The 24,694-nt window shown below is 67.4% G+C and carries 22 protein-coding genes and 1 tRNA gene; 7 read left to right on the top strand and 16 right to left on the bottom strand.

All coding sequences use genetic code 11. The features are described 5' to 3' along the window. Positions 1 to 80 precede the first annotated feature (80 nt). Positions 81 to 1,421, top strand: a complete 1,341-nt coding sequence (locus METFAM1_RS0103325) for an ATP-grasp domain-containing protein (RefSeq protein WP_019918134.1) — start codon at positions 81 to 83, stop codon at positions 1,419 to 1,421. Here the strand turns inward: METFAM1_RS0103325 and METFAM1_RS0103320 are convergent. The 8 genes from METFAM1_RS0103320 to METFAM1_RS0103285 all read right to left on the bottom strand — a co-directional run bounded on the left by METFAM1_RS0103320 (position 1,370) and on the right by METFAM1_RS0103285 (position 9,824). Then, positions 1,370 to 3,103: a sulfatase-like hydrolase/transferase gene (locus METFAM1_RS0103320; RefSeq protein WP_019918132.1), complete on the bottom strand. Its 1,734-nt coding sequence runs from the start codon at positions 3,101 to 3,103 to the stop codon at positions 1,370 to 1,372. The two genes, METFAM1_RS0103325 and METFAM1_RS0103320, sit on opposite strands and share 52 nt — an antisense overlap. Next, on the bottom strand, positions 3,100 to 3,750 hold the full coding sequence (locus METFAM1_RS0103315) for a class I SAM-dependent methyltransferase (RefSeq protein WP_019918131.1): 651 nt from the start codon (positions 3,748 to 3,750) through the stop codon (positions 3,100 to 3,102). The genes METFAM1_RS0103320 and METFAM1_RS0103315 overlap by 4 nt, the downstream gene beginning before the upstream one ends. A gap of 60 nt (positions 3,751 to 3,810) precedes the next feature. Further along, positions 3,811 to 5,541 (bottom strand): sulfate adenylyltransferase subunit CysN, encoded by a 1,731-nt coding sequence (gene cysN / locus METFAM1_RS0103310; protein ID WP_019918130.1) that lies wholly within the window; start codon positions 5,539 to 5,541, stop codon positions 3,811 to 3,813. Beyond that, on the bottom strand, positions 5,541 to 6,443 hold the full coding sequence (gene cysD / locus METFAM1_RS0103305; RefSeq protein WP_029644289.1) for a sulfate adenylyltransferase subunit CysD: 903 nt from the start codon (positions 6,441 to 6,443) through the stop codon (positions 5,541 to 5,543). The genes cysN and cysD overlap by 1 nt, the downstream gene beginning before the upstream one ends. Before the next feature lie 171 nt (positions 6,444 to 6,614). After that, a complete protein-coding gene (locus METFAM1_RS0103300) occupies positions 6,615 to 7,028 on the bottom strand; it encodes a phasin family protein (protein WP_232419641.1) in 414 nt (137 codons plus the stop codon). A 101-nt stretch (positions 7,029 to 7,129) separates the two neighbouring features. Continuing rightward, positions 7,130 to 8,941, bottom strand: a complete 1,812-nt coding sequence (locus tag METFAM1_RS0103295; RefSeq protein ID WP_024300420.1) for a hybrid sensor histidine kinase/response regulator — start codon at positions 8,939 to 8,941, stop codon at positions 7,130 to 7,132. Between the two features lie 23 nt (positions 8,942 to 8,964). Beyond that, positions 8,965 to 9,570 (bottom strand): response regulator transcription factor, encoded by a 606-nt coding sequence (locus METFAM1_RS0103290; protein ID WP_019918124.1) that lies wholly within the window; start codon positions 9,568 to 9,570, stop codon positions 8,965 to 8,967. 178 nt (positions 9,571 to 9,748) lie between these two features. Next, positions 9,749 to 9,824: transfer RNA gene (locus tag METFAM1_RS0103285), tRNA-Ala, on the bottom strand. 120 nt (positions 9,825 to 9,944) lie between these two features. Between METFAM1_RS0103285 and METFAM1_RS0103280 the strand changes: the two genes are divergently transcribed. Continuing rightward, positions 9,945 to 10,661 carry a DUF3108 domain-containing protein gene (locus tag METFAM1_RS0103280; protein WP_051102832.1) on the top strand — a complete coding sequence of 239 codons (717 nt, stop codon included), beginning with the start codon at positions 9,945 to 9,947 and terminating at the stop codon, positions 10,659 to 10,661. Here the strand turns inward: METFAM1_RS0103280 and METFAM1_RS0103275 are convergent. From METFAM1_RS0103275 to METFAM1_RS0103260, 4 genes are all read right to left on the bottom strand, one after another. Then, a complete protein-coding gene (locus tag METFAM1_RS0103275; protein WP_019918122.1) occupies positions 10,648 to 11,628 on the bottom strand; it encodes an L-threonylcarbamoyladenylate synthase in 981 nt (326 codons plus the stop codon). The genes METFAM1_RS0103280 and METFAM1_RS0103275 overlap by 14 nt on opposite strands. 4 nt (positions 11,629 to 11,632) lie before the next feature. Next, entirely contained in the window at positions 11,633 to 12,778 is a 1,146-nt protein-coding gene (locus tag METFAM1_RS0103270; protein WP_081627182.1) for a 5-(carboxyamino)imidazole ribonucleotide synthase, read from the bottom strand. Positions 12,779 to 12,901: 123 nt separating this feature from the next. Further along, complete coding sequence (purE, locus tag METFAM1_RS0103265) at positions 12,902 to 13,408, bottom strand: 5-(carboxyamino)imidazole ribonucleotide mutase (RefSeq protein ID WP_024300419.1); 507 nt, start codon at positions 13,406 to 13,408, stop codon at positions 12,902 to 12,904. Between the two features lie 207 nt (positions 13,409 to 13,615). Then, complete coding sequence (locus METFAM1_RS0103260) at positions 13,616 to 14,089, bottom strand: helix-turn-helix domain-containing protein (protein WP_019918119.1); 474 nt, start codon at positions 14,087 to 14,089, stop codon at positions 13,616 to 13,618. A gap of 80 nt (positions 14,090 to 14,169) precedes the next feature. Between METFAM1_RS0103260 and METFAM1_RS0103255 the strand changes: the two genes are divergently transcribed. Genes METFAM1_RS0103255 through METFAM1_RS0103245 form a run of 3 tightly spaced genes read left to right on the top strand, consistent with a single transcriptional unit; the run spans position 14,170 to position 15,496 of the window. Continuing rightward, positions 14,170 to 14,664, top strand: coding sequence for a DUF2938 domain-containing protein (locus tag METFAM1_RS0103255; protein ID WP_019918118.1), 495 nt, complete (start codon positions 14,170 to 14,172; stop codon positions 14,662 to 14,664). After that, positions 14,661 to 15,272, top strand: coding sequence for a flavodoxin family protein (locus METFAM1_RS0103250; protein WP_019918116.1), 612 nt, complete (start codon positions 14,661 to 14,663; stop codon positions 15,270 to 15,272). The genes METFAM1_RS0103255 and METFAM1_RS0103250 overlap by 4 nt, the downstream gene beginning before the upstream one ends. Further along, positions 15,269 to 15,496 (top strand): DUF2798 domain-containing protein, encoded by a 228-nt coding sequence (locus tag METFAM1_RS0103245; RefSeq protein ID WP_024300418.1) that lies wholly within the window; start codon positions 15,269 to 15,271, stop codon positions 15,494 to 15,496. The genes METFAM1_RS0103250 and METFAM1_RS0103245 overlap by 4 nt, the downstream gene beginning before the upstream one ends. A gap of 91 nt (positions 15,497 to 15,587) precedes the next feature. Here METFAM1_RS0103245 and METFAM1_RS0103240 read toward each other — a convergent pair whose 3' ends face one another. Beyond that, positions 15,588 to 16,901 (bottom strand): DEAD/DEAH box helicase, encoded by a 1,314-nt coding sequence (locus tag METFAM1_RS0103240; protein WP_019918114.1) that lies wholly within the window; start codon positions 16,899 to 16,901, stop codon positions 15,588 to 15,590. 416 nt (positions 16,902 to 17,317) lie between these two features. Between METFAM1_RS0103240 and METFAM1_RS0103235 the strand changes: the two genes are divergently transcribed. After that, positions 17,318 to 17,881: a sigma-70 family RNA polymerase sigma factor gene (locus METFAM1_RS0103235; RefSeq protein ID WP_019918113.1), complete on the top strand. Its 564-nt coding sequence runs from the start codon at positions 17,318 to 17,320 to the stop codon at positions 17,879 to 17,881. Next, positions 17,878 to 18,585 (top strand): anti-sigma factor, encoded by a 708-nt coding sequence (locus METFAM1_RS0103230; RefSeq protein WP_019918112.1) that lies wholly within the window; start codon positions 17,878 to 17,880, stop codon positions 18,583 to 18,585. Before METFAM1_RS0103235 ends, METFAM1_RS0103230 begins: the two co-directional genes overlap by 4 nt. A 383-nt stretch (positions 18,586 to 18,968) precedes the next feature. On the opposite strand, the gene METFAM1_RS0103225 is transcribed toward METFAM1_RS0103230, so the two are convergent. The 3 genes from METFAM1_RS0103225 to METFAM1_RS0103215 all read right to left on the bottom strand — a co-directional run bounded on the left by METFAM1_RS0103225 (position 18,969) and on the right by METFAM1_RS0103215 (position 24,618). Next, on the bottom strand, positions 18,969 to 21,014 hold the full coding sequence (locus METFAM1_RS0103225) for a sigma-54-dependent Fis family transcriptional regulator (RefSeq protein WP_024300417.1): 2,046 nt from the start codon (positions 21,012 to 21,014) through the stop codon (positions 18,969 to 18,971). Between the two features lie 226 nt (positions 21,015 to 21,240). After that, positions 21,241 to 22,443, bottom strand: a complete 1,203-nt coding sequence (locus tag METFAM1_RS0103220) for an acetyl-CoA C-acyltransferase (RefSeq protein WP_024300416.1) — start codon at positions 22,441 to 22,443, stop codon at positions 21,241 to 21,243. 213 nt (positions 22,444 to 22,656) lie between these two features. Further along, positions 22,657 to 24,618, bottom strand: coding sequence for an AMP-binding protein (locus tag METFAM1_RS0103215; RefSeq protein WP_019918109.1), 1,962 nt, complete (start codon positions 24,616 to 24,618; stop codon positions 22,657 to 22,659). Positions 24,619 to 24,694: the final 76 nt, after the last annotated feature.

Below are 24,694 nucleotides of genomic sequence, written 5' to 3'. Positions count from 1 at the left end.
GTATTCTGTGTACTGCGCGGGCGGCCGATTGCCCGCAGTGGATCCCGCCGGCGCGACCGGCCACCTGCCAAGGATGATACGTGCCCGCCAGACCGCGTACCGGCCTGCTGTTCGCCTACGACTGGGATCGCATCGGCTTCGCCCGTTCGGGCGCGGACCACGCCTTCGACCACGCCGGCTTCGATCTGTTTTCGTTTCCATCCAATCTGCGGCTGATCGGCTTCGATCTCGAACGCTTCGCCGAGCGCACCGCGGCGCGCGGCCGGCGGCGCGACTGGTCGGCGGTGATCTCGCATCACGAAGCTTTCGGCGCGCTGGCGGCGGCGCTGGTGGCCGAGCGGCTCGGGCTGCCCTGTGCGCCGCCCGAAGCCATTCTGGCCGCACAGCACAAGCTGCACGCGCGGCGCGTGCTGGAGGCGGTCGCGCCAGAGGCCTGCCTGCGCTTCGCCGCGTTGGACATGGTGTGCGGCGACGACGTGCCGGCACGGCTGCCGGCCGGCTTTGCCTACCCGGTCTACGCAAAGCCGATCAAGGCGGCCTTTTCGGTGCTGGCGCGCGAGGTCGACAGCCGCGATGCGCTGCAGGCGCACACCCGTTTTGATCTTGCCGAGCGCCGGATCATCCGCCGCCTGATCGAACCGTTCGACCGCGTCTGTCGCGCACGGCTGCCCGAGGCCGGCAGTGCGCATCGCATGCTGCTGGAGGAGCCGGTCGATCCGGCGACGCCGCAGTTCAATCTCGACGGCTGGGTGTTCGACGGGCAGGTTCATGCACTGGGCGTGGTCGACGCCATCATGCATCCGGGTACCCAGGCCTTCATGCGCTGGGAACTGCCCAGCCGGCTGCCGGCGTCGGTACAGGCGCGCGCGCTCGACGTGGCGCGCCGCTTCCTCGGCGCCATCGGCTACGACCACGGCTTCTTCAATCTCGAATTCTTCTACGACGACGCGCGTGACCGGCTCACCGTGATCGAGTGCAATCCGCGTCTGGCGTCGCAGTTTTCCGACCTCTACCTGCGCGTGCACGGCATCGATGCGCACGCCTGGTCGCTGGCGCTGGCGCACGGCGAGGACCCGCGTCTGCTGCGTCGCGAGGCACCACGAGCCCGCGTCGCGGCCAGCCTGGTCTATCGCGCCTTCGATGAGGACGAGGTGCCGGCGATGCCGGACGCGGCGCTGTGCGCGCGCTTCGCCGAGGCCTTTCCGGATGCGCTGCTGTTCGCTTTCGGCCGGCGCGGCCGGGCCTTGCGGCGCGATCTGAAATGGACCGGCAGTCACCGCTACGGCATCGTTCATCTGGATGCGGCCGATGCCGCCGGGCTGCGTGCTCGCGCAGAGACGGCCAGCGACCTGCTTGGCTGGCGCGCCCCCTACCGCGACAAGGCCGCGCCAGTCGTGCCCGCCGCGCTCGACGTCGCCTGAGCCGTCACCCTTCCGTGCGTCGTTGCAGCGCCGAGTTGCGCGGTCGGCAGATCGCCAAAGGCGCGCAGCATCACGGCGGTCAGGTCGTGCAGTCCTCCGACGGGCGTGCGCGGCGGCGCCAGCCCCGGCTGGAAGCCCTGAGCGACGAAGCGCGCCAGCAGTTCCGGGTCGCGCGACACGATGTGCACCGGCACGTCCCATGACGCGCCTTCGCCGCTGACACCGGCCACCGGCTGGTGGTCGCCGGCCAGCACGTACAGCGTGTCGCGCGCCGGCGCCCGTCGCAGGTGGTCGCCCAGCCAGCGCAAGGTGTATTCGATGGTGCCGATGTAGTCCGGGAACATGTTCAGCCAGTCCGGCCTCGTCGCCAGCGCGCGCGCCGCATCGGCCGGATCGAAGGGCGTGTCGCCGAGCAGGCGGTCGATGTCGGGCTGGAAAGGCGGCACCGGCGAGAACGGCAGATGGCTGGTGATGGTCGGGAAGAACACGAAGCGCGGGGGCTCGCCAGGCGTGCGCGGATGCAGCTGTTCGAAGCGTTCGGCCGAATACTGATCAGGAATCTTCCAGTAGCCCATGTCGGGTCCCGGGTAGCGCAGGTCGCGGCCGTCGATGAACACGTCGTAGCCGTAGAACACACGCTCCGGCCACTCCCAGAACAGCGCCGGATAGAAGCCGTAAGTGCGGTAGCCGTTGCGGCGGAACAGCGTGATCAGCGTCGGTCGCTCGGTAGTGACCAGCAGGTCGTGCCGACGCGGGTCGCTCAGATCGAGACCGGACAGCATGCCCAGCTGGGCGAGGTCGGACGCGCCGCCGAAGGTGGGCGAGCGCATGAAGGCCGACACCACCTGCCAGCCACCGGCGGCGAGGTCCTGCGCCAGACGGTCGCGCGCTGGCTGCAGCTGACGCGCCGCCTCGGCATTGTCATAGACCACCGCGCCGTAGGATTCGAGCGGCATCAGATAGACGTCGCGGCCGCGCAGCGCGCTCAGCGCGCGGCCGGGCGGCAACGCCAGCGCGTCGTCCAGCGCCGGCATCTGCGGCAGCGCGCGCGCCACCGCCTCCGGCGACATCAGCGTGGAAAGCAAAGTGGCCTGCCGCCAGTAGGTCGGCGTGATCGGCCGCGACACGACCGGCCAGGTTGCCTCGACGCCGGCCAGATTGGCCGCCACCAGCAGCGTCGCCAGTACGGTCGCGACGCGCGACCAGCGGTGACGCAGCGCGTACGGAACGGCGCGGTGCGCGATCTGCCCGACCAGCGCGCGCGCGCCACGCCACAGCGCCCAGCCGAGCAGCGCTGTCCCAACCAGCGCACCGACGCTCACCCACCAGGGCAGGCCCTGCGCGGTCACCCAGAGGAAGCGCGGCACCTGCTGGCCGTCCCAGAACAGATTGACCGGCCGGCCGAACAGACCGGGCACGGTCACGTCGGCGTAGCGGCCGATCGCGAACAGCAGGAACAGCGCGGTAAAGACCGTGAGTGCGCGGGCCGGCAGGCGGCCATAGCGGGCAACCACCACCATCAGCGCCAGCCACAGCCCGACGAATTCGGGCGACAGCCGATGATCCGGCACGATGAAGGGCGTGGGCCACAGATTGTTGGCGCTGAGCAGCGCGTTGCCGAGCAGCAGCGCAGCCAGCGCGGCGATGGCCTGCTTCGGGCCCGACGCGGGTCGGTCGGTCATTCCGGCAGGCGGCCGCGGGCCAGATAGCCCATGCCGTACTGGGTGGGCGTGATCGACCAGTCGACCAGATGCGGCGCGATGCGGTCCCACGGCGTGCGCAGGTCGCCCGGCGCGCCGTTGTAGCCGTGGTTCTTCAGATAGACCCAGAGATTGAGCGGCGCCAGCCAGCCCGGGAAATACTTGATGCCGGCGATCGCCACCACGGCACCCGGTCGTGCGCAGGCCAGCAGGCTGTCGACCGCGCTGCGCGAACGCAGGATGTCGTGGGTGTAGTGGAACAGCAGCGCGTCCACCGGATGCGGCAGGCGCAGGCCCTGGGCTGCGGTTTCGAACAGATCGACGTTGTCCCAGCCGGCTTCGCTCACGCGCTGGCGCGCCTGCGCCAGCATTTCGGGGCTCTGGTCGAAGCCATAGACCCGCCCGGCGTCACCGACCGCTGCTCGCAGCAGCGGCAGGCTGAGGCCGGTGCCGCAGCCGACGTCGAGTACCGACTGACCGGGCTGCAGACCGAGCATCGCGACCGCGCGTTCGCGGATCGGCCAGGTCGGCCCGCAGGTGGCGTCGTAGCCGGCGGCGCGCTTGCGGTACTTCTCGATCGACGCGGCGCGGACCGCGTCATCGTCGTCTGCAGAAGGCTGGGCGCTCATCGCGGCTCCGGCGTCGGTGGGAGGAGGGGCCGGGCGTGTCGAGCGCGCCCGGCCTGTCGCTCAGCTCAGACGTCCGGCGCGGCGCAGGGTTTCGACGATCTGCTCGACCATCTCTTCGGCCGCCCCCGCCGCCAGTGCCAAGCGGGTGCCGCTGGCGTCCAGCGCGGCCTGCGCGGCAGCGGCGTCGATCTTCAGTTCGACGTGCTCGCCAGCCGGCAGTGCGGCGACCAGGCTGTCCGGCTGCGCCGAGTCAGCGTCGATCACCACCACCAGACCGGCGTCGAGCAGGATGCCGGCGATGCGCGGCAGATCTGCAGTGGCAGCTGGCAGCGTGATGGTGTGGCGGCCGAGCGACATCAGCTTCTGTTCCAGCTTGTCGGCGGCGATGCCCTCGCCGGCCCACAGCAGCAGCGGTGACTGCTGCTTCAGTGCGGCGCGCGCGGCTCGGCCGGCTTCCAGACGGGTCCAGCTCAGGTCGCGCGGACGGCTGCGGGCGGCGTGCAGCAGACCGGCGCCGACCGTGTTGTTGGTGAGCCGGTCGATCAGGATGAAGCTGCCGGTGTCGCGCACCGATTCGTAGGCGTCGAAAGCGAGCAGACGGTCGGTCAGCAGCGACACGCGGCCGATCTCGTTCAGACCGAGCGCCGTCGCCGGCGAGCGCTCCAGCGTGTTGACGTTCACCCGGTGCTCGACCGCATTGACCGTTGCCCCGACCGTGCGCGTCGCGCACTTCATCAGATAGCTGCGGCCGGTGGCCATCGCCTCGTCGCTCATCCAGACCAGCGTCGCGTCGAAGCTGTCACCGATCAGCGCCGGCGTGTCGGCGGCGACGATCACGTCGCCGCGCGAACAGTCGATCTCGTCGGCGAAGGTGACGGTGACCGACTGGCCAGCCACCGCTTCTTTCATGTCCTGCGTCGACAGCACGATGCGCTCGACCGTGGTGTCGCGGCCGGACGGCTGCACGCGCACGCGGTCGCCCGGGCGCACGGTGCCGGAGGCGATCTGGCCGGAGAAGCCGCGGAAGTCGAGATTGGGGCGGTTCACCCACTGCACCGGCAGGCGGAACGGCCGCGCCTGCAGGTCATCCTCGATCTGCACGGTTTCCAGGTGGTCCATCAGCGCCGGACCGGCATACCACGGCGTGGCAGCGCTCTTCTCGATGATGTTGTCGCCCTTCAGCGCCGACATCGGGATGCACAGGATGTCGGAGAGACCGATCTGCGCTGCGAACTCGCGGTAGTCCTTCTCGATGCGCTCGTAAACGTCCTTCGAGTAGCCGACCAGATCCATCTTGTTGATGGCGACGACGACGCGCTTGATGCCGATCAGCGACACCAGGAAGCTGTGGCGGCGGGTCTGCGTCTGCACGCCGTGGCGCGCGTCGACCAGGATGATGGCGAGGTCAGCGGTCGAGGCGCCGGTGACCATGTTGCGTGTGTACTGCTCGTGGCCCGGCGTGTCGGCGACGATGAACTTGCGCCGGTCGGTCGAGAAGAAGCGGTAGGCGACGTCGATCGTGATGCCCTGCTCGCGCTCTGCGGCCAGGCCGTCGACCAGCAGCGCGAAGTCGAGGTCGCCGCCCTGGGTGCCCACCTTCTTAGAGTCGGCTTCGAGCGCGGCCAGCTGGTCCTCGAACAGCATTTTCGATTCGTACAGCAGGCGGCCGATCAGCGTGCTCTTGCCGTCGTCGACGCTGCCGCAGGTGATGAAGCGCAGCAGGCTCTTGTGCTCGTGCTGGCGCAGATAGGCCTCGATGTCCTGCGCGATGAGGTCGGAAACGTGTGCCATCAGAAATACCCTTCCTGCTTCTTCTTTTCCATCGAACCGGCGGAATCGTGGTCGATCACGCGGCCCTGGCGCTCCGACGTCGTGGTCAGCAGCATTTCCTGAATGATGTCGGTCAGCGTGGCGGCGGTCGATTCGACCGCGCCGGTCAGCGGGTAGCAGCCCAGCGTGCGGAAGCGAACGCTCTTCATCTGCGGCGTTTCGCCCGGGCGCAGCGGCATGCGCTCGTCGTCCACCATGATGAGCGTGCCGTCGCGCTCGACCACCGGTCGCGGTGCCGCGAAGTACAGCGGCACGATGGGGATGTTCTCCAGGTGGATGTATTGCCAGATGTCGAGCTCGGTCCAGTTCGAGATCGGGAACACGCGGATCGATTCGCCCGGATGCTTGCGCGCGTTGTACAGCTTCCACAGTTCCGGCCGCTGGCTCTTCGGGTCCCACCGGTGCTGCGCGGTGCGGAAGGAGAAGATGCGCTCCTTGGCGCGCGACTTTTCCTCGTCGCGGCGGGCGCCACCGAAAGCGGCGTCGAACTTGTACTTGTCCAGCGCCTGCTTCAGGCCTTCGGTCTTCCACATGTCGGTGTGCAGCGCCGAACCGTGGTCGAACGGATTGATGTTGCGTGCCTTGGCGTCCGGATTGATGTGCACCAGCAGGTCCATGCCGAGCTTGCGCGCCATCGCGTCGCGGAACTCGTACATCGCCTTGAACTTCCAGGTGGTGTCGACGTGCAGCAGCGGAAAGGGCGGGACCGACGGATAGAAGGCCTTGGCGGCGAGGTGCAGCATGACGGCGCTGTCCTTGCCGACCGAATAGAGCATGACCGGGTTTTCGGCCTCGGCCACCACTTCGCGCATGATGTGGATGCTCTCGGCTTCCAGCCGTTGCAGGTGCGTCAATGTACTCATCGTGTTGGGGAACCGGAAGGTGCGGAAATAGCGGGCCGCACGGCGTCGGACAGGCCGCCCGTGCGAAAGGGACGGGATTTTACCGCGCCGCGGGGGTTCCCGGCGAATGCCGTGCAGCGCCGCCGCCGGCAAGCGCCGTAATGATCCGGATTGCGCTGCGCGGCGCGGCGTTCAGGCGCTCTGCGAACGGCTGCGCGCAATCATGCCGCGGCGGTCGGGAAAATTGATCACGACCGACCGGTGACGCCGGTCGGCAAACAGCACGTTGCCGCTGCTCAATGCCTCGGTCAGCGCCGGCGCCTGCTGCACCACCGAATCGCAAGCCAGATCGACCAGCTCGTTCTGCACCTGCGACAGGATGTGGTACGACTGCCGCGCGTGCTCCGCCATCTCTTCGAGCAAGGCGCCGTAAAGCTGCGGCAACTGCCACAGCGCGGACATTGCCTCGGCGACCGTCTGCGGCTGCTCGATGGCCCGCATCTGGGTGGTCAACGCAGAACTGACCGACTCGGCCTGCAGCTTGAGCAGGCGTTCACCGCCGTCGGCAAGGATGTTGACCAGACGCTGCGGCACGTCTGCAGTCACGGTCTCCTGAGCGTCGTACGCAATCTTCACTGTAACCCCCTGACTCGATCTGCCGTGCTGCCATGAAGCGGGACTTCCCCCGGCAGCACCCACTGCGCACATCATAGGCCGCTCGCGTCCGGATGCATAACCTCGCGCACCGAGCGGGCGGTGCCGAGCAGATCGCCCAGCGTGTGCAGCAGCAGTTCAGCCGGCACCGGCTTGTAGAGCACGGGCAGTCCGCTGTACCGCGCCTGCTGCACGCGATCGGGTGCGGTGTCACCGGTGATCAGTACTGCGGGCACCGCACGCTGGAGTGCGGCTCGCAGGCTGGCGACGACCGAAACGCCGTCCTCGTCGTTGCGCAGACGGAAATCGCACACGACGACGTCGATGCGCGCGCCCTCCTCCGCTTCCAGCCGGCAAGCGATGTCGGTCGCCGTGGCCGCACCGTCTGCCAGATGAACCTCGACGCCCGCGGTGCGCAGCACGGCCGCGGTCGAGGCACGGACCGCCTCTTCGTCATCGATCACCAGCACGCGGGCCGACTGCAGCACCGGCCATGCACGCGCTGGCGCCTGTTGCGGGGGTGCGGGTTCCGCCACCGGCAGAGCTGCGGGCGCCAGGACGCGGAAAACGGTGCCCCGGCCCGGTCGGGAATCGACCTCGACCTGCAGCTGCAGCAGCGCCGCCAACCGGCGCACGATGGCAAGCCCCATGCCCAGCCCTTGCGCACGATCGCGCTCGCGGTTGCCGACCTGGTAGAACTCCTCGAATACGCGCGGCAACTCGGCCGCCTCGATGCCGCGACCGCTGTCCCACACCTCGATCGACACCTGTCCGCCGCGCCGCCGCGCGCCGATCACGACACCACCCCGGGCGGTGAACTTCAGCGCGTTGTGCACCAGATTGCCGAGCAGCCGTTCGAGCAGTTGCGGATCGGTACGCACCCAGTGCCGTCGTGCGCGCAGTCGCAGGGCGAGGCCGCGCCCCTCGGCTTCAGCGGCAAAACTGCGGTCGAGCGCGCGGAACACGTCGGCCAGCGCCACCGGGCGCATGCGTGCCTGCACCACACCGGCATCCAGTCGCGACACGTCGAGCATTTCGTTGAACGACGATTCGAGCGCAGTCACGCAGGACATCAGGTTGCGGGCCAGCGCCTCCTCCGGCCCGCCTCGCAGCCGCGCCGCCAGCGCGCTGCCGAACAGCCCGAGCGAATGCAGCGGCTGCCGCAGGTCGTGGCTGGCGGCAGCAAAGAAACGCGTGCGCTCGGCACTCGCACGCTCGGCAATATCGATCTGCTCGCGCAGCCGTCGCGCCAGCGCCTCCTTCTCGTAGCGGCTGCGCAGCGCCTCGGTCAGCAGGCGGTGCTGCTGCAGCCCGAAGGCGAGGTTCACGTACAGATAGATCAGCGCTGCCGCGCCCATGAACAGGTGCACCGCATCGCCCTGCCACAGCATGCGGCTCGACAGGCCAACGATGGCGGGAATCGGGAAACTCAGCAGCGCCCGCCGGTGCGGCGCCAACGAAGCGATCGAGCCGGTGCTCATGCCGAGGATGACCAGCATCATCAGCGCGCTCACCAGAGGATCGTTCTCGGGCAGGAACATCCACGGCGCCAGTCCCCAGATCGTCGCATTGACGACCAGCGCATTGCTGTAGTCGATGCCAGCCTGCCGTGGGTCACGCGCCGCGTCGGGCGCGCGCAGGTAGCGCTGGTAACCGAGGTAACGCCACAGCTGACACCCGTGCAGCAGAACCGCCCATAGCAGCGCACCGCGATGCCCGGTCTGATACCAGGCGAACATCCAGAAACCAAGCCCGATGAAGAAGGCACCGATCGCCGCGCTGCGGCTGGTGCGCATCATCGAATCGACCTGTTCGCGCAGGATGCGCGCCTCGACCTCGGGTGAGGACAGTGCGCCCGCGTCCATCAATGCGGTCGCCTGCTGCGGCATCAGCGGAACAGGCTGATCAGATGCAGACGGGAGTGGGCGTCGAGCTTGAGCATGACGGACGACACTGAATTCTTGACCGTCCCGAGCGCCAGCCCGAGGGCATCGGCGATCTGCTGGTTGCTGTTGCCGGCGAGTACCAGTTCAAGCACGCGCAACTGCGTCGGATTGAGGGACTCGGTGCCCGGTGTCACGTCATAGTCCGCATTCGGCTGACGGCACACGTGCGGCAAAGCGCCGCCTCGCAGCAGCGTGAGCACCATGTCGAGGATGTCCGCCGAGCGGGCGCTTTTCGGCACATAACCAAGCGCGCCCAAGGCCCGCGCCTGCTCGATGACGACCGGGTCCTCGGTCGCCGAGAAGACGGCCACACGTGCCTCGGGCGCCTCGGCCAGAAAGCGTCTCAGCCCCTGCAGGCCCAGGCTGTCGGGCAGCTTCAGATCGAGCAGGACCAGATCGGGACGATGAGCCGCAAAAGCGGCCAGCGCGCCGCTCAGCGTGCCGGCATCGAGCCAGTCGACCTCGCCCAGTCCTGTCGCCTGCGCACAGGCACGCAACCCGACGCGGGTCATTTCATGGTCGTCGACGACGAGAACGGTGTGCTTCATCCGGGCCGGCCCCCTGTCTGCCGGAGGCCGTGACCGACAGACCGCAATGACGGATTCACGTGCGCATCATGCAATATCGATGAGGTTCGAGTGTGCGAGGCCGACCGCCGCGCGTCAATGCGGAGGCAGAAAAAGAAAAAGCCGATTGCAGGGCAATCGGCTTTTCCGGATGTGTCGGTGGTGGAGAGGAGGAGGATCGAACTCCCGACCTTCGCATTGCGAACGCGACGCTCTCCCAGCTGAGCTACCCCCCCAACGGCTGCGGATTATAGGGCCTCGGATGCCGCTTGTGAAGGAACATCGATCAGAATCGCGCGGTCGCAGCATCACGATCGGAACGGACTCCAGACACGATGAAAAAGGAAATCGACGGAATGGATCGCAGGCGCTTCATCGGTGGCAGCGCCGCCGGGGCACTGCTGGTGGCGTCACCGCTGTGGCTGTCTGGCTGCGCGACAGCGCGGCAGTACGAGCAGGCCGAGCACATGGCGGCGCAGCTCGCGACCGGCGACGAGTGGGAGTACGAAGAACTGAATGGCTACAACCGCGAACGTCAGGCCGGGATACGCTACGTCGTCGAGCAGGCGGACCCGCCACGGCTGCGCGTGGAGGTCGATGGCAAGCCGCTGAGCAGCCTGCGCAGCGGTCAGTTCGAAGAATATGCGGCGCCCTGGGTGGTCAGCCGCGACACCGTGTATGACCGCGACAACCGCTACGAGGCGCCGCTGCCGGTGCTGCCGGCGCTGCTCGAACCCAGCGTGCGCGAGTCGTGGCAGTCGATGGTGACCACCGATCCGAAAGAGCGGCCGCGCCGCTGGCACGTGCAGATCGACACGCTCGGCTACGAGCGCGTGACCGTACCGGCGGGTGAATTCGAAGCCTTGCGCGTGCGTCGGCTGATCAAGTTCGAACATCCGGATTTCTTCCGCACGCAGTCGGAACGCGTCGAACACCTGTGGTTCGTGCCGGAGGTGAAACGCTGGGTGAAGCGCGAGTGGCGCGGCCAGTACATGCCCAAGCTGCGCAGCCGGCATCCGCTGCTGCGTGAGGACTGGATCGTGTGGGAGCTGACCCGCTTTACTGTGGCGTAATGCCAGCGCCGGCGAGCGCGCGTCCGAGGCGGTCGTTGACTGCGGCCCACTCTGGCGTTTCCGGAATGGCTTCAATCACGATCATCGAACCTCCGACCGCATCCGCCTCGCGCATCGCGGCGTAGAGACCCCGCGCGTAACCGGCCGGTTCGGCCGGCAGCATGAACCAGCGATGCGGGCAATCGGACAGCGGCGGCTGACTGTGTGCGATCACCGCGCAATGTCGCCCGCTGTGACGGAAGGCGTTCAGGAAGTCGCGAAGCCGTGCCGGCGCGATCTTGCGCATCGCGCTGCGCGGCGCGTAATGCGCGGCGAGCGCACCCGACACCCGCGGTGAGTTCTCATCGCCCTTGCCCGCGGGCATGCGACCGATCACGTCCGCGATCTGCCCGGCACTGATGGCACCCGGCCTGAGGATGCGCGGCGTGTCTCCGGACAGGTCGAGTATGGTCGATTCGATGCCGACCTCGCACGGCCCGCCGTCGAGCACCGTGACCGAGTCACCGAACTCGTCGCGCACATGCTGCGCCGTGGTCGGGCTGATGCGACCGAAGCGGTTGGCCGACGGCGCCGCCACGCCGCCGCCGAAGGCGCGCAGCAGCTTGAGCGCGACCGGATGCCCCGGCACGCGCAGCCCGACCGTGTCCTGACCGCCGGTCACCTCGAGCGGCACGTCGTCTTCGCGCTTCAGGATGAGGGTCAGCGGTCCGGGCCAGAAGGCTTTCGCCAGCGCGATCGCCTCGCGCGGAATGTCGCGCGCCCAGACGGTCATCTGTTCGGCGTCGGGCAGATGCACGATGAGCGGATGGTCGGCCGGCCGCCCCTTGGCTTCGAAGATGCGGCGAACCGCCGCCGGGTTCATCGCGTCGGCACCCAGCCCGTAGACGGTTTCCGTCGGCAGCGCGACCAGTTCGCCGGCGCGCAGCCGGCGCGCAGCGTCAGCGATATCGGCGTCCGACGCGCTCATCGGGTCAGCCGGCGATGCCGATGGCGCCGCGCGCGTTCATCGCGGTGTCGATGACCGGATCGCCGCTCTCGCCCAACACCGTGAAGTGGCCCATCTTGCGGCCGGGGCGTGCGTGATGCTTCTGATAGAGGTGCAGCTTGAGCCCCGGATGGCGCAGCAGGCGCGACCAGTCGGGTTCGTGCGCGTGGTGGGCGTCCTGCTGATACCACAGGTCACCGAGCAGATTCACCATGACCGCGCGCGAATGCTGACGCGCGTCGCCCAGCGGCAGGCCGCACAGGATGCGCACCTGTTGTTCGAATTGATTGGTGACACAAGCATCGATCGTGTAATGGCCGCTGTTGTGCGGCCGCGGCGCCATTTCATTGACCATCAAACGGCCACCGGCGATGAAGAACTCGACGCCGAGCACGCCGACGTAGCCCAGTTCGGCCGCAATGCCGGCCGCCATTTCGGTCGCCTCGGCCGCCAGGGCACCGCTGATCCGCGCAGGCGCAATGGTCACGTCGAGAATGCCGTTGCTGTGACTGTTCTCGGCCACCGGAAACGGCGCGACACGGCCGGCAGCGTCGCGGGCCAGCACCACCGACACCTCGAGCTCGAGCGCCAGCATCTGCTCCAGCACGCAGGCTTCGCGCTTGAAGCTTTCGAAGGCCGCCTTCGCCTCCGCCACATTGCTCACCCTCGCCTGCCCCTTGCCGTCGTAACCGAAGCGCGCCACCTTGAGCACCGCGGGGAACAGCGACGGATCGGCCGCCTCGATGTCGGCCGCGCTGCGGATCGCCGCGAAGGGGCCGACCGAGAAACCGCGGTCGGACAGGAAGGTCTTTTCCGCAATGCGGTTCTGCGCGATCGACACGCAGGCCGCGTTGGGTCGGGTCGGGATGAATTTGGACAGGTGATCCAGCGTATCCGCCGGCACGTTCTCGAACTCGGTGGTCACCGCAGCGCAGGTCTGCGCCAGTCGCTCCAGCGCCTGCATGTCGTCGTAGGCGGCGCACAGATGCTCGTCGGCCGCCTTGCCGGCCGGGCTGTTGCGGTCCGGGTCGAGCACGACGACGCGATAGCCCATTTCATGCGCGGCGAGCACGAAGAAGCGGCCGAGTTGGCCGCCACCGAGCATGCCGAGGGTTGCGGGAGGGAGAATCATCAGCAAAGGCTCCGAAAGATCCGGCTCAACTTCTCGTGACCGCGGACGGATGCGGATGTGGCGGATGAACGCGGATTAAAACCTGAAAATGGATGCAGCGGACGGCAGACGCAGCGACGGCGGTCAGCCTTCGAGCTTCATGTCCAGCACGGTCTGCGCCTGCCGGGCGCGGAAGTCTTCGAGCGCCTGCGCAAGCGATGCATCTTCGCCCGCCAGCAAGGCCACCGCAAACAGTCCGGCGTTGGCTGCACCGGCCTCGCCGATGGCGAAGGTGGCGACCGGAATGCCCTTGGGCATCTGCACGATGGACAGCAGCGAATCCATGCCATTGAGCGCCCGCGACTGCACCGGCACGCCGAGCACCGGCACCGTGGTCTTGGCCGCCAGCATGCCCGGCAGATGGGCAGCGCCACCGGCACCGGCGATGATGGCGCGCAGACCGCGGTTGCGCGCCTCTTCTGCGTACGAGAACAGCAGGTCGGGCGTGCGGTGCGCCGACACGACGCGCGCCTCGAACGGCACGCCGAACTGTTCCAGCATGGCGCAGGCGGCGCGCATGGTGTCCCAGTCCGAGTTCGATCCCATCACGACGCCAACCAGCGGCGTGCGGGCGTGGTCTTCAGCACTCATCGGCTTCATCCTCCGCCGGCCTCGTCGGCCCGGAAAAAGGCGCGGATTCTACACCCGTGCGCAAGTGATTTGACCGATACGGATAAATTGGCGCGTAAAAGCCCGGCGTGAGGCAGGAGGAAATGGCTCATCGGCATCGTCACACCCGTTGGTGCAGCCACGCTGCCGACGCCCTGCCCTGAAGCCCCTGGCTACGCTGCGGGCGCGTCAGCGTGCCTTTCGCTGGGCGGAGACCGACCCTCCGGCGGGACGCAAGGCCTCAGGTCGTTTCGCTGGCTGTCGCTCGCGTCGGTCCAGCGCACCGGAAACTGCCGCCCGGAGCAGCTTCTGGAACGAGAGGCACTCGCTGTGGCTCGGCGCCGGACAGACGGCCGCGTGACGCAGCCCTTCGATCATGGATTTCAGTCGTCGAACCAGCTTTTCAAGTTCGTCCGCCTTTGCGACGAGCAGGTCACGGTCGATGTCGGCCTTGCCGTCCGGCGTGAACATGAGACGGATCTCGTCAAGCGAAAAGCCGGCCGCCTGACCCAGTGCAATCAACGCCAGCTGATCCAGTACGGCCGGCGCGAAACGTCGACGCATACCCGTGTCCGTCAGCGAGCGGATCAGTCCGCGCCGCTCGTAGTAGCGCAGAGCTGAAGCAGGCACACCCGAACGTTTTGCTACTTCAGCGATGTCCATGACGGGGCTTGACTTGAAGTTGACTTCAACTTTTATCGTGCCATCCAGGCTCTTTCGCCGTCAATCCTGGAGGTTTCGAAATGTTCCATCCCGAAGTCCCGGCACGGGTCCTGCTCATCGGACTCGGCGCAACCATCATCATGGACATCTGGCTGCTCTCGCAGAAATACCTGGGCCAGCCATTCGCCGGATTCGGCCTGATCGGCCGCTGGGTGGGCCATATGCGGCACGGCCGCTTCATGCACGCGTCCATTGCCCGGGCCGAAAGCGTACCTGGCGAATCGGCACTGGGCTGGTGCACCCACTACGCGGTCGGCGTCGGTTACGCCGTGCTTCTGGTGCTGGTGCTTGGCCGGGAATGGCTGCATCAGCCGACGCTGCTGCCTGCACTGATGTTCGGCCTGCTCACCGTTGCCGCACCGTTCTTCGTGATGCAGCCCGCTATGGGTGCAGGACTCGCGGCCTCGAAGACGTCGACACCTAACATCAACCGTCTGCGCAGCATCACCAACCACATCGTTTTCGGCGCAGGCCTCCATGTCAGCGCGCTCATTCTGGAAAGGACTGCATCATGAAGAGAGTCGCTATCGTCCACCATAGCGCCCATGGTCACACTGAACACATCGCCCGACAGATCCGCGCAGGCTGCGACGAAGTAAACGGCGTCGTCGCAACGCTGCTGCGCGCGGAAGAACTCGCAGCCAACCCCGCCCCACTGAGCGACTTCGACGGGATCGTGCTCGGATCCCCGACCTACCTCGGTGGCGTGTCGGGACCATTCAAGTGCTTCATGGACGCCACGGGCGGCATGTGGCGTCGGCAGTCGCTCAAGGGAAAGCTGGCCGCAGGTTTCACGGTGTCCTCACTACCGGCTGGCGACAAGCAGTCCACGCTGCTATCGCTGTTCGTGTTCTCGATGCAGCACGGCATGCTCTGGATCGGCAATCCGATACTGCCGGAACAGCACCTCGGCGTGCCTTACGATGAGGCCGCCAATCGCCTGGGCTCGTGGTCCGGACTGATGGCGCAGGCCGACCATGCCTCACCTGCAGATGCGTTTGCGCCGGGTGACGCGAAAACCGCCCGGCTGTTCGGCCAAAATTTCGCGCACGCCCTGCTGCGGTTGTCTGCGGAGAGACGCAGCCTCACGGCCGTAGCGGACAGCGCGGAGGTGTCGGAATGAAACTGCCTCGTCACCTGGCGCCGCCCCTTTTCGGGCTCATCCTCTCCGGGCTGATGTCCTTGCTCGTATCGGGCATCGCCACTGTGCGCTCGGTCGGTGTCGTTCAGGCGCTTCCGAGCGTCTGGGTCGGTGCCTGGCTGTCGTCTTGGCTGGTGGCGTTCCCGGTGGTGCTGATCATGGCGCCGCTCACGCGCAGGCTGGTTGCACGCATCACGGCAGACTGACCGCCCCCGAACCGGGCAGGTATGCAGGAGGAAATGAAAAAAGGCGCCGGAGAACCGGCGCCTTTTTCAATTGAATGCGTCAGCGCGTGGATCAGTCCGCTCGACGCGCGCGGTCGCTGCGGCCGGAACTGTTGCCACGCCAGCCGCCTTCGCTGCGCGGCGCACCGCCACCCGGACGACGCGGGCCGTTGCCCGGCTTGTTGCCCCAGCTGCCCGGACGACCGGTGCCGGTGCGCGGGCCGCGCGGAGCGGACGTGCGCGGCTGCACGCGCGGCTCCAGACCCGGAATGGTATGCACCGGGATGGTGTGACGGATGAAGCGTTCGATCGTCTTGACGCGACGCACGTCGTCGCCGGACGCCAGGCTGACCGCGATGCCGCTGCGGCCGGCACGACCGGTACGGCCGATGCGGTGCACATAGTCTTCCGCCGACTTCGGCAGATCGAAGTTGATCACGTGGCTGATGCCGGCCACGTCGATGCCGCGGGCGGCAACGTCGGTGGCGACCAGCACGCGCAGCGCGCCGCGGCGCAGGTGGCCCAGCGTGCGATTGCGTTCGCCCTGGTGCATGTCACCGTGCAGTGCCGCAGCCAGGAAGCCGTTCTCGCCGAGCTGCTCGGCGATCTGATCGGCGTCGCGCTTGGTGGCGGTGAACACGATGGCTTGTTCGACGCCCTCGTCACGCAGCAGGTGGTCGAGCAGGCGCTGCTTGTGGCCCATGCCGTCGGCGAACAGCAGGCGCTGTTCGATGTTCTCGTGCTGGGCGGCGGTTGCCTGGATTTCGATGCGCTGTGCGTCCTTGGTCAGGCGCTCGGCCAGACGGCAGACGCGCGGCTCGAAGGTGGCCGAGAACAGCAGGGTCTGACGGCTCTGCGGCAGGCGGTCGACGATGGCTTCGATGTCCTCGATGAAACCCATGTCCAGCATGCGGTCGGCTTCGTCGAGCACCAGCATTTCCAGACGGCCGAAATCGATGCGGCCGCTGTCCATCTGGTCGATCAGACGACCCGGCGTGGCGACCAGCACTTCATAGGGCTGGGCCAGCAGCTTGTTCTGCATCACGTAGGAGGTACCACCGACCACGCTGACCGCCTTGGCGTAGCGCAGGCCACGGCCATACTTGCGGCAGGCGTCGGTGACCTGGATGGCCAGTTCGCGCGTCGGCGTCAGCACCAGGATGCGCGGGCCGCGGGCCTTGACGGCCGAGTCCTGCGTCAGGCGGTTCAGCGCCGGCCACATGAAGGCCGCGGTCTTGCCCGAACCGGTCTGCGAGGACACCATCAGGTCACGACCGGCCAGAGCGGCGGGGACGGCCTTTTCCTGCACGGCGGTGGGATTGGGGTAACCGGCCTCGACGATTGCGCCAAGAAGGGATTCGTTAAGACCGAGTTCTGAGAATTCCATGTATTTTTTCCACACAATGGCTACCCGCCGCGCTGCGACGAGCAGTGCGGAAGGAGCGGGTTGGTCGGGCGAAATCCCGACGTTCTATCGGCACTAACCGATCAACCACGCTTGACCAAACAGGCGGGAGAAAAAGACAGGCCAGGGACGATAACTTTCTCGTGCCAGCGCCGGACCAAACCGGGAATGCGTCGCCAGGAGCAGACGCGGGGAAAGCACGAAGGCGCGAACTTTACAGACGGGCATGTATGTTTGCAAGCTCTTTTTCGCATTGCAACAATCGACCTCCAACCCGGCATCGAAAAAAATCGCGTCCGACTGCATCCGTGTGGGCGACTCGGGGGTAAGCCGTGAGAAGCTGGCGCCGGCTCACGGCAGCGGTGCTCGGCGATCCTTCACCCGTTCAAGGCAGAACCATGACAAGCACCACGGACGATTTCGATTTCGAGGCGGCGCTCGGCGCCTGTGCCGCCGGCGAGCGCAGCGCCCTGCGCCGCATATACGAGCGTGAGGGCGGCCGCCTGATGGGCGTGGCCCTGCGCATCGTGCGCCGTCGCGACGTCGCCGAGGACGTCGTGCACGATGCCTTCGTGCGCATCTGGGAAAAGGCGTCCAGTTTCGACGCCAGCCGCGGCAGCGCGCGCGGCTGGATCTACAGCATCGTGCGCCACGGCGCGCTGAACCACATTCGCGACCACGCGCGCGAGGTGCCGGCCGACGAATCGCTGACCGACAACTTCGAGCACGAAACCTCCTCCAGCGTGCCGGACCCTTACCAGCAGGTACTGCTGTCCTCGGAGGCCGGCATGCTCTACGACTGCCTTGGACGGCTCGACGCCGCGAAGCGCTCCAGCATCCTGCTCGCCTACCTCGAAGGCTGCACCCATACCGAAATCGCCGACCGGCTGGCCACGCCGCTCGGCACGATCAAAGCCTGGATACGCCGCGGCCTGCAGGCACTGAAGGAGTGCCTCGCATGATCCAGACCCCCGAAGACATCGCCGGCCTCTATGTGCTGGGCCTGCTCGACGCGGCCCGCCGCAATGAGGTCGAGCGCGACATGGAGAACGACACCACGCTGCAGGCACGCGTCGCCGATTGGGAGGAGCGGCTTCTGCCGCTGACACGCATGGTCGAACCGGAACCGCTGCCACCCGGGCTGTGGTCGCGCATCGAACGCAGCCTGTGGCCGGCGCCGCGCGCGAGCGCGGCATCGGCGCCCTCCTCTCTTTTCAGCCGGCTGTGGGACAGCCTCGCGTTCTGGCGCTCGCTGGCCGCCACCGGCTTCGCCGCCGCCATGCTGCTCGCCGTCGTGGGTCTGCCCGGCACGCAGCAGGCCGGCGAACCCAAGTTCATGGTGGTTCTGGTGGCGCCGGACGACAAGGCGCCGGGCTGGGTGGTGCAGGCCAGCACCGAACAGTCGCTCAAGCTCATCCCGCTTGGCGTGACCGAGGTGCCGCAGGCCAAGGCGCTGCAGTTCTGGACCAAGGGCGACAAATGGAAGGGGCCGGTCTCGCTGGGCCTGGTGCAGCCGGGCCGCCCGCTCGACGTGCAGATGAAGGAACTGCCGCCGCTGGAGCCCAATCAGCTGTTCGAAATCACGCTCGAACCCGAATACGGCTCGCCGATCGGTCGCCCGACCGGTCCTATCCTGTACATCGGGCGCGCGGTGAAGGTGATGTGACCCTGCTTTGTGACCGACCTGCTGGCACGTCTGCAGGTTGATGTGACGGGTCGCGACGGTGCAGCGCCTGCGCCGGCGAGGCCATCCGCATCAGTCTGAGGCGAGGACGGTGGCCCGAGCTGGGCCGGGATTCTGTGGGAGGGGTCCTCTGACCCCGATAGCGGCCTGAGTCGAAGCTTTCGGCATCACAGGCCCTGTCGCGGCCAAGTCCGCTCCCACAGAGGGGACGTCGGAGTTGCGGCCGGAGCTGGAGTCAGGATTCTGTGGGAGGGGTCTTGACCCCGACGACAGCTTGGATCGAAGCCGGCGGACTGCAGCGGCCCTGTCGCGGCCAAAGCCGCTCCCACAGGGGGGCGCTCCATCGTCGCCGGCGCTCGCTTCCGTCAGTGTCCCTTGGCGTGAACCTCGCGCGCGCGCTCGACCAGGGCGTCGAGGCCGAACTTCTTCAGCTTGAGGTAGAGCGTGCTCTTGGCGATGCCGAGCGAACGCGCGGCCAGTGCCATATTGCCGTGGCTGCCATCGATGGCACCAAGGATGGCGTCGCGCTCGGCTTCTTCGAGCCGCCGGTTCTCGCGCGTTTCGCCGCCGAAGACCATGCCGTGATCGGTGGCCATCGGCGCGTCGAACAGCTGGATGCCACGCGGCGCTTCGGGTGTCATCAGCGCACGCGGACGCTCGCCGGTCAGCAGCATCGATTCGAGGATGTTGCGCAGTTCGCGCACATTGCCCGGCCACGAGTAGGAAGACAGCTCGCTGATTTCGGATTCGGTGAGCTGCGGCACCGGCACGCCGTGGTGCGCCGCCAGCTTCTCCATCAGCGCGCGCGACAGCACCGGGATGTCACCCAGCCGCTCGCGGAGCGGCGGGATGCGCACGCTGGTCACCGCGACCCGGTAGTAGAGGTCCATGCGGAAGCGGCCATCGGTGACTTCCTTGCGCAGATCGCGATTGGTCGCCGCGATCAGCCGGAATTTCACCTTGCGCGGCGTGTTCTCGCCGAGGCGGTAGATCTCGCCCTCCTCCAGCACGCGCAGCAGGTGCGGTTGCATGTCGAGCGGCATTTCGCCCAGTTCGTCGAGGAATAGCGTGCCGCCGTTGGCCGCTTCGATCTTGCCCATCATGCCGCCGCGCCGCGCACCGGTGAATGAGCCCTCGGCGTAGCCGAACAGCTCGGTCGCCAGCAGCTCGCGCGACAGGCCGCCGCAATTCACCGCGACAAAGGGCGCCGCCTTCGCACTGCCGCAGTCATGGATGCCCTTGGCGAACACCTCCTTGCCGACGCCGGTCTCGCCGAGCAGCAGCACCGGCACGTTGGAACGCGACAGGTGACGGGCGCGTTCGACCGCTTCCATCAGCACCGGGTCCTTGCCGACCACGCAGTCGAGCTTGCTCGGCTCGTGCGCTGCGCTGGTGGCGCCGACCGGCATCGTCGTGCCCTGCACCGAACGCGGCTTGAAGATCGGAATCGTGAGCAGGGTGCCGATGCGCTGTCCGTTGTCCAGAACCGGTTCCAGCCATTCCGGCGCAATCCAGCCCTGCAGGCCGGCCGGCAGCCCGTCGTCGGTGGCGTGACCCAGCGTAAGCGATGCGATGTCGAGTTTGCGCGAACCGATGCGGCCCTCGGACAGCTGGTTCAGCGCCTGTTCGGCGCGCTCGTTGGCCTTGACCGGATTGCCGCGGCGGTCGAACACGATGACGCCGTCCGAGGTCGAGTGGGTGAGCCGGTGCATGCAGCGCTCGAGCAGGCGGAAGCGGATGCCCATCTCGTGCTTGGCCAGACGACCTTCGATCTTGCTGGCGGTGGCGACCACCAGCGCCAGGCTGTGCTTGTTGTACGTCTGCTGCAGGCCCGACACGTCTATCGCGCCGAGCACGCTGTTGTCGTAGGGGTCAAGGATGACGGTGGACGAACAGGTCCAGCGCTTGATGCCGGCACAGTAGTGTTCGGCGGAATGGATCTGCACCGGGTGGCGCACCGCGATGGCGGTGCCTATCGCGTTGGTGCCGCAGGCCGTCTCGCTCCAGCTCGCCCCCGGCATCATGTTCATCATCGCGCCTTCGTCGCGCGTGGCCGGGTCGCCTTCGAGGCTGAGTATGGTGCCGCTGTGGTCGGTCAGCACCATGATGGTTCCGGTTTCGGCGAGGAAGTCGCGCGCCATCGCCATCACCGGCGTGCTGGCGGTGAGCAGGTCTCCGTGCTTCTGCTGCAGCGAATAGAGCGAGTTCTCGCTCAGTGGCGGCGGCGCCTGGTACTTGCCGGGATCGACGTGGGCGTTGAGGCAGCGGCGCCACGAGTCGTCAATCAGGCGGCGCAGGGCGTCGGAACTGCATTCCTCGCCGTTGAGCAGCCGCTCCCAGTGGTTCATCACGTCCCGGTCTCGCTCCGGGCGCGAAAACATCTGGCTTTGATCGTCGTCCCGCAATTCCATGGCCACCTCCTGTTTGTAGTGGAGGTAGACAGGCTGCGAGGCACCACGGACGTGATGCATGCAGCACCCGACTCCTCCGATACCGGCGTAGCGATCCGCTTCGAGGCGCATCGTCTCGCAGGCTTGTTTGAAAACCATGTTGCACCGGCAGCCGCGGAATGTCAGCCGCCGGGTGAATCTTCAAGGCGCAGGCCGGGCGCCACCCGGCCAATCAAATCAGGTTAGCTCAATTCTCGTACAACTCCAGTGCGATCGCAGTGGCTTCGCCGCCACCGATGCACAGGCTGGCGATGCCGCGCCGGCCGCCGCTGCGTCGCAGCGCGCCGATCAGCGTCACCAGCAGCCGCGCGCCGGTGGCGCCGATCGGGTGACCGAGCGCACAGGCGCCGCCATGGACATTCACCGTATCCGGATCGAGGCCGAGGTCACGGATCGCGGCCAGCGTCACGACGGCGAAGGCTTCGTTGATCTCATACAGGTCGACATCGGCTTTCGACCAACCGGCGCGTTCCAGCACCTTGCGGATCGAATCGACCGGTGCCATCGGAAAGCGCGCCGGTGCGCCGGCGTGACCGGCGTGGGCGACTATCGTGGCCAGCGGCGTCAGGCCGCGCGACCTGGCGGTGGATGTACGCATCAGCACCAGCGCCGCGGCACCGTCGGAAATCGAACTCGAGTTGGCGGCCGTGACCGTGCCGTCCTTGCGGAAGGCGGGCTTCAGGGACGGAATCTTCTCCGGCTTCGCCGTCTGCGGCTGCTCGTCGCGCACCACGCTGGCGCGTGAGTCGCCGCGACCGATCACTTCGACCGGCGCGATCTCCCAGTCGAAGGCGCCACTCGCATCGGCTTCCAGCGAGCGGTTCAGCGAGCGCAGCGCCCAGGCGTCCTGGTCGGCGCGGCTGAAACCATATTCCTCGGCGCAGCGCTCGGCGAAAACGCCCATCAGCGTGCCGCGCTCGTCGTAGGCGTCTTCCAGCCCATCGAGAAACATGTGGTCGATCACGCGGTCGTGACCGAGTCGGTAGCCGGCCCGGGCACGGGCCAGCAGATAGGGGGCGTTGCTCATCGATTCCATGCCGCCCGCGACGACGATGCCGGCCGAGCCTGCGCGCACTGCGTCGTGCGCCAGCATGACCGCCTTCATGCCCGAGCCGCACACCTTGCTGACGGTGGTACAGGCGGTGGATGCCGGCAGGCCGCCGCGGAGGGCTGCCTGTCGGGCCGGCGCCTGACCGATGCCGGCCGGCAGCACGCAGCCCATATAGGCCTCATCGATGTCGTGGGCACTGATGCCGGCACGCTGCACGGCGGCGGCGATTGCCGTTGCGCCGAGCTGAGGCGCGGTCAGCGCCGAAAGGTTGCCGAGAAATCCGCCCAGCGGAGTGCGGCTGACCGACACGACGACTACGGGATCTGACACTTGATTCACTCGATGCTCCTTCGCGGAAGGCGGCAACCGTCGGGCCGCTGCGCGTCCGCGTGTCACGTAATTGCAATTAGCGGGCCAGTTTCGATGAATTGAAAAACGTCTTTTTTTCAATCACCTGACTCGATTTCTTGAGAGTCGACGACATGGGGCGTCCGAAAGCCGTACGGCGCGTACTGCGACCGTCCGGCTTTCGGACGTCCGATCGTCCGACCTTCAGACGCGGGCGGCGCGCAGGCCGATCACCTCGTCGATCGAACGCGGGTTCTCCATCGACGACAGGTCGCCCATCGGTCGCCCGATGTAGGCGTTGCGCACGACGCGGCGCAGGATCTTGCCGTTGCGCGTCTTCGGGATCTGCGTCAGCGCGTGAATGCGGGCCGGGCGCAACGGCTTGCCGAGCAGCCGGGCGACGTGGTCCGACAACTCGGTCTCCCACACGCTCCAGCCCTCCTGCCCGCTGCGCTTGTCGTGCAGCGTGACGAAGCACACCACCGCCTCGCCCTTGATCGGGTCGGGAACACCGACCGCCACCGCCTCAGCCACCAGCGGGTGCGACACCAGCGCCGACTCGAACTCGGTTGGACCGAGCCGCTTGCCCGCCACCTTGATGGTGTCGTCGCTGCGGCCGTGCACGAACCAGTAGCCGTCGCTGTCTATGCTGGCCCAGTCGCCATGTACCCACAGTCCGGGCAGCGCCGACCAGTAGGTGTCCTCGTAGCGCTCGGGGTCGTTCCAGAAGCCCTGGGTCATGCCGGGCCAGGGCTGGCGCAGCACCAGCTCGCCGACGCTGCCGCGCACCGGCTTGCCTTCGGCGTCGACGACGTCCGCCGCCATGCCGGGGATCGGTCCGTTGAAGCCGCAGGCGGTCTGCGGCAGACCGGGGAAACAGGCGAGGATGCCGCCGCCGATCTCGGTCCCCCCCGAGTAATTGACGATGGGCCGGCGGCTCTGGCCGACCGTTTCGAACAGCCACAGCCACGGCGTCTCGTTCCACGCCTCGCCGGTCGAGCCGAACACGCGCACGGTGTCGAGCGATCCGGACTGCGGCACGGCGTCGCGGCTGCCCATCAGCAGGCGCACCAGCGTCGGCGACAGGCCGAGGTGGGTGACGCCGTGCCGGTGCACGATGCGCCACAGCCGGCCGGCGTCCGGGTAGTCGGGCGTGCCTTCGCACAGCACGATGGTGGCGCCCAGAAGCAGCGCGCCGAACACCATCCACGGCCCCATCAGCCAGCCCATGTCGGTCACCCACATCAGGGTGTCGTCCTCGCGCAGATCGAAGGCCATCACCATGTCCTGCGCCGCCTTGAGCGGGAAGCCGCCGTGCGTGTGCACCACGCCCTTGGGCTTGCCGGTGGTACCCGAGGTGTACACCAGCATCAACGGGTCGGAGGCACCGAATGACTCAGTCGCGGACGGGTCTGCCGGGGTGGCCGCCAGCGTTGCGTAGTCGCACAGATCGTAGTGGCCGCCATGCTCGCTGCCAGCGTAGGGTCCGTTGCCCAGGCGGTCGACCACCACCACGTGTTGCACCGATTCGCAGGCGTCGGCCGCGGCCAGCGCGTCGGCCAGCATGCGTACCGGTTTGCCGCGGCGGAAGTAGCCGTTCGCGCACACCAGCACGGTGGCGGCGGCGTCCTGCACGCGCTGCACGACCGAGTCGGCCGAGTAGCCCGAGAACATCGGCACCGAAATGGCCCCGATCTTCGCTGCGGCGAGCAGGATGACGGCGGCCTCCGGCACCATGGGTAGATAGATGGCGATGCGGCTGCCCTCGCCTGCGCCCAGCGCACGCAGCCCCGCCGCCACGCCGTCGACTTCGCGAGCCAGCTCCGCGTAGGTGATGCGTCGCTCTTCTCCGGCGTCGCCTTCCCAACGGACCGCCACCTTGTCCGGGTGACGGCGCGCGTGCTTGCCGACGATGTTGTCGACCAGATCGAGCCGGCCGCCGACGAACCAGCGCGGCCACATGATGCCGTCGCTCATGTCCAGTGTCTGCGTATAGGGCGTACTCCATTCGAGCCCCACCTCGGCCACGACGCGGTCCCAGAAGACCGGCGCATCGCGCTCGGCGTCCTCCTGCAGCTGGTCGAGCGAACCGTAGCCATGACGTTCAATGAAACGGGCAAGCCGCGTGCCCTTCCACTCGTATCCAGATGGCGTGAATACCTTCATGATCGAATCCTGTTCTCTTTATGCCGGCCCGCTCCGCGCCCGGTTTCCGCGGCGAAAAAAGCCCGACCCCGCGCTG

The organism is Methyloversatilis discipulorum (assembly GCF_000527135.1).
Lineage (GTDB): Bacteria > Pseudomonadota > Gammaproteobacteria > Burkholderiales > Rhodocyclaceae > Methyloversatilis > Methyloversatilis discipulorum.
Note: the sequence above shows the minus strand (reverse complement) of the source record. Positions and strands in the feature narration are given on the sequence as shown.

Bases quoted from the DNA above. Each gene is read 5' to 3' on its own strand.
- METFAM1_RS0103320 (WP_019918132.1), bottom strand. From the start codon at position 3,103: ATGACCGACCGACCCGCGTCGGGCCCGAAGCAGGCCATCGCCGCGCTG.
- METFAM1_RS0103315 (WP_019918131.1), bottom strand. From the start codon at position 3,750: ATGAGCGCCCAGCCTTCTGCAGACGACGATGACGCGGTCCGCGCCGCG.
- cysN (WP_019918130.1), bottom strand. From the start codon at position 5,541: ATGGCACACGTTTCCGACCTCATCGCGCAGGACATCGAGGCCTATCTG.
- cysD (WP_029644289.1), bottom strand. From the start codon at position 6,443: ATGAGTACATTGACGCACCTGCAACGGCTGGAAGCCGAGAGCATCCAC.
- METFAM1_RS0103295 (WP_024300420.1), bottom strand. From the start codon at position 8,941: ATGGACGCGGGCGCACTGTCCTCACCCGAGGTCGAGGCGCGCATCCTG.
- METFAM1_RS0103290 (WP_019918124.1), bottom strand. From the start codon at position 9,570: ATGAAGCACACCGTTCTCGTCGTCGACGACCATGAAATGACCCGCGTC.
- METFAM1_RS0103280 (WP_051102832.1), top strand. From the start codon at position 9,945: ATGGATCGCAGGCGCTTCATCGGTGGCAGCGCCGCCGGGGCACTGCTG.
- METFAM1_RS0103275 (WP_019918122.1), bottom strand. From the start codon at position 11,628: ATGAGCGCGTCGGACGCCGATATCGCTGACGCTGCGCGCCGGCTGCGC.
- METFAM1_RS0103270 (WP_081627182.1), bottom strand. From the start codon at position 12,778: ATGATTCTCCCTCCCGCAACCCTCGGCATGCTCGGTGGCGGCCAACTC.
- purE (WP_024300419.1), bottom strand. From the start codon at position 13,408: ATGAGTGCTGAAGACCACGCCCGCACGCCGCTGGTTGGCGTCGTGATG.
- METFAM1_RS0103260 (WP_019918119.1), bottom strand. From the start codon at position 14,089: ATGGACATCGCTGAAGTAGCAAAACGTTCGGGTGTGCCTGCTTCAGCT.
- METFAM1_RS0103255 (WP_019918118.1), top strand. From the start codon at position 14,170: ATGTTCCATCCCGAAGTCCCGGCACGGGTCCTGCTCATCGGACTCGGC.
- METFAM1_RS0103250 (WP_019918116.1), top strand. From the start codon at position 14,661: ATGAAGAGAGTCGCTATCGTCCACCATAGCGCCCATGGTCACACTGAA.
- METFAM1_RS0103245 (WP_024300418.1), top strand. From the start codon at position 15,269: ATGAAACTGCCTCGTCACCTGGCGCCGCCCCTTTTCGGGCTCATCCTC.
- METFAM1_RS0103240 (WP_019918114.1), bottom strand. From the start codon at position 16,901: ATGGAATTCTCAGAACTCGGTCTTAACGAATCCCTTCTTGGCGCAATC.
- METFAM1_RS0103235 (WP_019918113.1), top strand. From the start codon at position 17,318: ATGACAAGCACCACGGACGATTTCGATTTCGAGGCGGCGCTCGGCGCC.
- METFAM1_RS0103230 (WP_019918112.1), top strand. From the start codon at position 17,878: ATGATCCAGACCCCCGAAGACATCGCCGGCCTCTATGTGCTGGGCCTG.
- METFAM1_RS0103225 (WP_024300417.1), bottom strand. From the start codon at position 21,014: ATGGAATTGCGGGACGACGATCAAAGCCAGATGTTTTCGCGCCCGGAG.
- METFAM1_RS0103215 (WP_019918109.1), bottom strand. From the start codon at position 24,618: ATGAAGGTATTCACGCCATCTGGATACGAGTGGAAGGGCACGCGGCTT.